Below are 4714 nucleotides of genomic sequence, written 5' to 3' on the forward strand. Positions count from 1 at the left end.
GGCTGCGCGCGGCCGGGATCCCGATCCTGGGCAAGACCAACATGGACGAGTTCGCGATGGGCTCGTCGACGGAGAACTCCGCCTACCAGGTGACCCGTAACCCGTGGGACACCGACCGGGTGCCCGGCGGCTCCGGCGGGGGCAGCGCGGCGGCGCTGGCGGCGTTTCAGGCGCCGCTGGCCATCGGCACCGACACCGGCGGCTCGATCCGCCAGCCGGCGGCGCTGACCGCTACCGTCGGCGTCAAACCCACCTACGGCACGGTGAGCCGGTATGGCCTGGTGGCCTGCGCGTCGTCGTTGGATCAAGGCGGGCCGTGTGCGCGCAGTGTGCTCGATACCGCGCTGCTGCATGCCGTGATTGCCGGGCACGACGCTCGCGACTCCACCTCCGTCGACGCCGGGGTGCCCGACGTGGTGGGCGCAGCTCACGCCGGCGCGGCGGGTGACCTGAGCGGCGTGCGGATCGGCGTGGTGCGCCAGCTGCACGGCGGCGAGGGGTATCAGGCCGGGGTGCTCGCCTCGTTTCACGCCGCCGTGGCGCAGCTGACCGAACTTGGCGCCCAGGTGAGCGAGGTGGACTGTCCGCACTTCGACGACGCGCTCTCGGCCTACTACCTGATCCTGCCCTCGGAGGTGTCGTCCAACCTGGCTCGCTTCGACGCGATGCGCTACGGGCTGCGCATCGGCGACGACGGCAGCCACAGCGCCGAAGAGGTGATGGCACTGACCCGGGCGGCCGGGTTCGGCCCGGAGGTCAAACGCCGCATCATGCTCGGCACCTATGCGTTGTCGGCCGGCTACTACGACGCCTACTACAACCAAGCGCAGAAGGTGCGAACCCTGATCGGCCGCGATCTGGACGAGGCGTATAAGGCCGTGGACGTCCTCGTCTCACCCACCACTCCGACCACGGCTTTCCGGCTGGGGGAGAAGGTCGACGACCCGCTGGCGATGTATCTGTTCGACCTGTGCACCCTGCCGCTGAATCTGGCCGGGCACTGCGGCATGTCGGTGCCGTCCGGGCTCTCAGAGGACGACGGGCTGCCGGTGGGGCTGCAGATCATGGCGCCTGCACTGGCCGACGACCGGCTCTACCGGGTGGGCGCGGCTTACGAGGCCGCCCGCGGCGCGCTGCCCAGCCCGCCCACCCTCTGACGCGAGCATGCGCAGAATCGCATTTTCGACGCCCGGGCGATGCGATTGTGTGCATGCTCGCGACACGAGATGACCCACCCGGCAAGATGGTTGCCATGCGGATCGGAGTCCTCACCGGAGGCGGCGACTGTCCTGGCCTGAACGCCGTGATCCGGGCGGTGGTGCGCACCTGCGACGCCCGGTACGGCTCGTCGGTGGTCGGGTTCTCCGACGGCTGGCGCGGCTTGCTGGAGAACCGGCGCATCCAGCTCTACAACGACGACCGCAACGACCGGCTGCTGGCCAAGGGCGGCACCATGCTCGGCACCGCCCGGGTGCATCCGGACAAGCTGCGCGCCGGCCTGGAGCAGGTCAAGCAGACGCTGGACGAGAACGGCATCGACGTGCTGATCCCGATCGGCGGCGAGGGCACCCTGACCGCCGCACACTGGCTGGCGCAAGAGAATGTGCCGGTGGTCGGGGTGCCCAAGACCATCGACAACGACATCGACTGCACCGACGTCACGTTCGGCCACGACACGGCGCTGCAGGTCGCGACCGAGGCCATCGACCGGCTGCACAGCACCGCCGAGTCCCATCAGCGGGTGATGCTGGTGGAGGTGATGGGCCGACACGCCGGGTGGATCGCACTGAACGCGGGCCTGGCCTCCGGCGCACACATGACGCTGATCCCCGAGCAGCCCTTCGACGTCGAAGAAGTGTGCCGGCTGGTCAAAAAGCGGTTCCAGCACGGCTCGTCGCATTTCATCTGCGTGGTCGCCGAGGGCGCCAAACCCGCCGCGGGATCGATGGAACTGCGGGCCGGCGGTATCGACGAGTTCGGGCACGAGCGGTTCACCGGGGTGGCCGCCCAGCTTGCGGTGGAGATCGAACAACGCGTCAAGAAGGAAGTGCGCACCACCGTGCTGGGGCATGTCCAGCGGGGTGGCACCCCGACGGCCTACGACCGGGTTCTGGCCACCCGGTTCGGCGTCAACGCCGCCGACGCCGCCCACGCCGGTGAGTACGGGATGATGGTCTCGCTGCGCGGCCAGGACATCGATCGGGTGCCGTTGGCCGATGCGGTACGCCAGCTCAAGCTGGTGCCGCAGGGTCGCTACGACGACGCCGCCGCGTTCTTCGGTTAAGCCCAGCTGATCCGGTCACAGGTCGCCGAGATGGTCGGGCACGTCGACGGCGTAGCGCCGTAGCACCCCCAGATCCACCACGTCGAGCGTGCGCTCGTGGGTGGCGGCCAGCACCACCGGCGCGGCATAACCGTCGTGATGCGCCCGCAGCCAGTTCAGCGCGGTGACACACCAGCGGTCACCAGGGCTGAGGCCGGGGAACCGGTAAGCCGGGACCGGAGTGGACAGGTCGTTGCCGATCGAGCGTTGGTGCTTCAGGAACTCGCCGGTCACCACGGCACAGATGGTGTGCAGTCCAACATCCTCCGGCCCGCTTGAGCAGCAGCCGTCGCGATAGAACCCGGTGACCGGGTCGGTGCCGCACGGTTGCAGCGGCCCGCCGAGCACGTTGCGGTCATGACGGCCAGGCTGGTCAGACATCTGGGTCGGTGGTCCCCTCGAGTCGGGTCAGTGTCGAAGTCTAAGCCGGTACTGCTCTCCGGTTACCGTAGGTTATGTCCGACCGCGTGCGTGATCTGCTCTGGGACGACATCGCCGGCCTTTACCGCGGAATCTGCGCGCACCCGTTCCTGACCGGGCTGGCCGATGGGTCGTTAGAGAACGGTCAGTTCCGCTACTACATCACCCAAGATGCCCACTACCTGCGCGGTTACGCTCGCGCGCTGGCCGTCTGCGCGGCGAAGGCGCCGGAGGAGACCGAGCTGGCGATGTTCGCCGATCACGCGGGCCAGGCGATCGCCGCTGAGCGGGAGTTGCACGCCGAGCTGCTCGCCGGGCTCGGGTTCAGCGCGGGTGAGGCGGCGTTGCTGCCGGTGACCCCGACCACCCAGGCCTACGCCAGCTATCTGCTGGCCACCGTGTACGGCGGCTGCTACGCGGAGGCTCTCGCCGCGGTGGTGCCGTGCTACTGGATTTACGCCCGGGTCGGCGAACACCTGCAGCGATCCGGCTCGGCTGACCCGCTGTATCAGCAGTGGATCGACATGTACGCGGGGCAGGAGTTCCAGGCCGTGGTGAACGCGGTGCTCGACGTCGCCGACCGGGTCGGGGCGCAGGCCTCGCAGCGCGACCTGGAGTTGATGCGTCATCATGTTCGGGTCACCGCCCGCTACGAGTGGATGTTCTTCGACGCCGCCTACCGGATGGAGGACTGGCCGGTGTCAGTGGCGACAGATACCCCCGTGGGGTAGGTATGATCGCTGGAATGACCAAGGGCCCACACGGATATACGGCACACAAGGACAGCTACGCCAAGCGGCTGCGCCGCATCGAGGGACAGGTCCGCGGGGTCGCACGGATGATCGACGAAGACAAGTACTGCATCGATATTCTCACCCAGATCAGTGCCGTCAACAGTGGCTTGCGTTCGGTGGCGCTGAGCCTGCTCGACGAGCACCTCGACCACTGCGTGAGCCACGCGGTCGCGCAGGGCGGCGACGAGGCCCACGCGAAGCTGGCCGAAGCCTCCGCCGCCATCGCACGGCTTGTCCGCACCTGATCGCCGCGGCGTGACTCGTCGACGCTCGCCGTGGCGGCTGTCGGGTCTCTAGACTCAGCGTCGTGACCGTTTCCGTTGGCTCCGAAGCCGATCTGCTCGACTACGACGACGTCGTCGCCCGCTTCGACCCGGTGCTGGGGCTGGAGGTGCACGTCGAACTGTCCACGACGACCAAGATGTTCTGCGGCTGCTCAACCGCATTCGGCGCCGAGCCCAACACCCAGGTGTGCCCGGTGTGCCTGGGGCTGCCCGGCTCGCTACCGGTGCTCAACGCCGCTGCGGTGGAGTCGGCGATTAGGATCGGGTTGGCGCTGAACTGTGGTATCGCCTCGTGGTGCCGGTTCGCCCGGAAGAACTACTTCTACCCGGACATGCCGAAGAACTACCAGATCTCCCAGTACGACGAGCCCATCGCGGTCAACGGCCACCTGGATGTGCCGATGGACGACGGGTCGACCTGGCGGGTGGGGATCGAACGTGCGCACATGGAGGAGGACACCGGCAAGCTGACGCACCTAGGCTCCGACACCGGCCGCATCGAAGGCGCCACCGAATCGCTGATCGATTACAACCGCTCCGGCGTGCCGCTGATCGAGATCGTCACGAAACCCATCGAAGGCACCGGCGCACGTGCCCCGCAGATCGCGCGTGCCTACGTGACCGCATTGCGAGATCTATTGCGCGCGTTGGGGGTTTCCGACGTGCGGATGGATCAGGGTTCGATGCGTTGTGACGCCAACGTGTCGCTGAAGCCGAGAGGCGCCAGCGAGTTCGGCACCCGCACCGAAACGAAGAACGTCAACTCGTTGAAAAGCGTGGAGGTCGCGGTCGGCTACGAGATGCGCCGTCAAGCCGCGGTTTTGTCCGCGGGAGGCCGGGTCACCCAGGAGACCAGGCACTTTCACGAGGCCGGCTACACCAGCCCCGGCCGC

Annotated in this window: 6 protein-coding genes; 5 read left to right on the forward strand and 1 reads right to left on the reverse strand. The window is 67.9% G+C overall.

Features of this window, described 5'->3' with window-relative positions; translation table 11 throughout:
• On the forward strand, window positions 1-1157 hold a 1157-nt coding region (gene gatA, locus AC2VON_RS17375), incomplete at its 5' end, for an Asp-tRNA(Asn)/Glu-tRNA(Gln) amidotransferase subunit GatA (protein ID WP_486954063.1).
• Window positions 1158-1252: 95 nt separating this feature from the next.
• On the forward strand, window positions 1253-2284 hold the full coding sequence (locus AC2VON_RS17380; RefSeq protein WP_486954068.1) for an ATP-dependent 6-phosphofructokinase: 1032 nt from the start codon (window positions 1253-1255) through the stop codon (window positions 2282-2284).
• Window positions 2285-2299: 15 nt separating this feature from the next.
• On the opposite strand, the gene AC2VON_RS17385 is transcribed toward AC2VON_RS17380, so the two are convergent.
• The gene (locus tag AC2VON_RS17385) at window positions 2300-2704 is read right to left on the reverse strand and encodes a DUF2237 family protein (RefSeq protein ID WP_486954064.1); all 405 of its coding nucleotides are present in this window, start codon (window positions 2702-2704) and stop codon (window positions 2300-2302) included.
• A gap of 74 nt (window positions 2705-2778) precedes the next feature.
• Here AC2VON_RS17385 and tenA point away from each other — a divergent pair, with 74 nt between their 5' ends.
• The 3 genes from tenA to gatB all read left to right on the forward strand — a co-directional run.
• A complete protein-coding gene (gene tenA / locus AC2VON_RS17390) occupies window positions 2779-3474 on the forward strand; it encodes a thiaminase II (protein ID WP_486954065.1) in 696 nt (231 codons plus the stop codon).
• 14 nt (window positions 3475-3488) lie between these two features.
• On the forward strand, window positions 3489-3782 hold the full coding sequence (gene ricR, locus AC2VON_RS17395; protein ID WP_486954066.1) for a copper-sensing transcriptional repressor RicR: 294 nt from the start codon (window positions 3489-3491) through the stop codon (window positions 3780-3782).
• A 62-nt stretch (window positions 3783-3844) separates the two neighbouring features.
• Window positions 3845-4714 (forward strand): Asp-tRNA(Asn)/Glu-tRNA(Gln) amidotransferase subunit GatB (gene gatB / locus AC2VON_RS17400; RefSeq protein ID WP_486954067.1); only part of this gene is annotated, 870 nt, incomplete at its 3' end.

The sequence above is a fragment of the Mycobacterium sp. TH-M82 genome (genome assembly GCF_057473605.1).

Bases quoted from the DNA above. Each gene is read 5' to 3' on its own strand.
- ricR (WP_486954066.1), top strand. From the start codon at position 3,489: ATGACCAAGGGCCCACACGGATATACGGCACACAAGGACAGCTACGCC.
- AC2VON_RS17380 (WP_486954068.1), top strand. From the start codon at position 1,253: ATGCGGATCGGAGTCCTCACCGGAGGCGGCGACTGTCCTGGCCTGAAC.
- AC2VON_RS17385 (WP_486954064.1), bottom strand. From the start codon at position 2,704: ATGTCTGACCAGCCTGGCCGTCATGACCGCAACGTGCTCGGCGGGCCG.
- tenA (WP_486954065.1), top strand. From the start codon at position 2,779: ATGTCCGACCGCGTGCGTGATCTGCTCTGGGACGACATCGCCGGCCTT.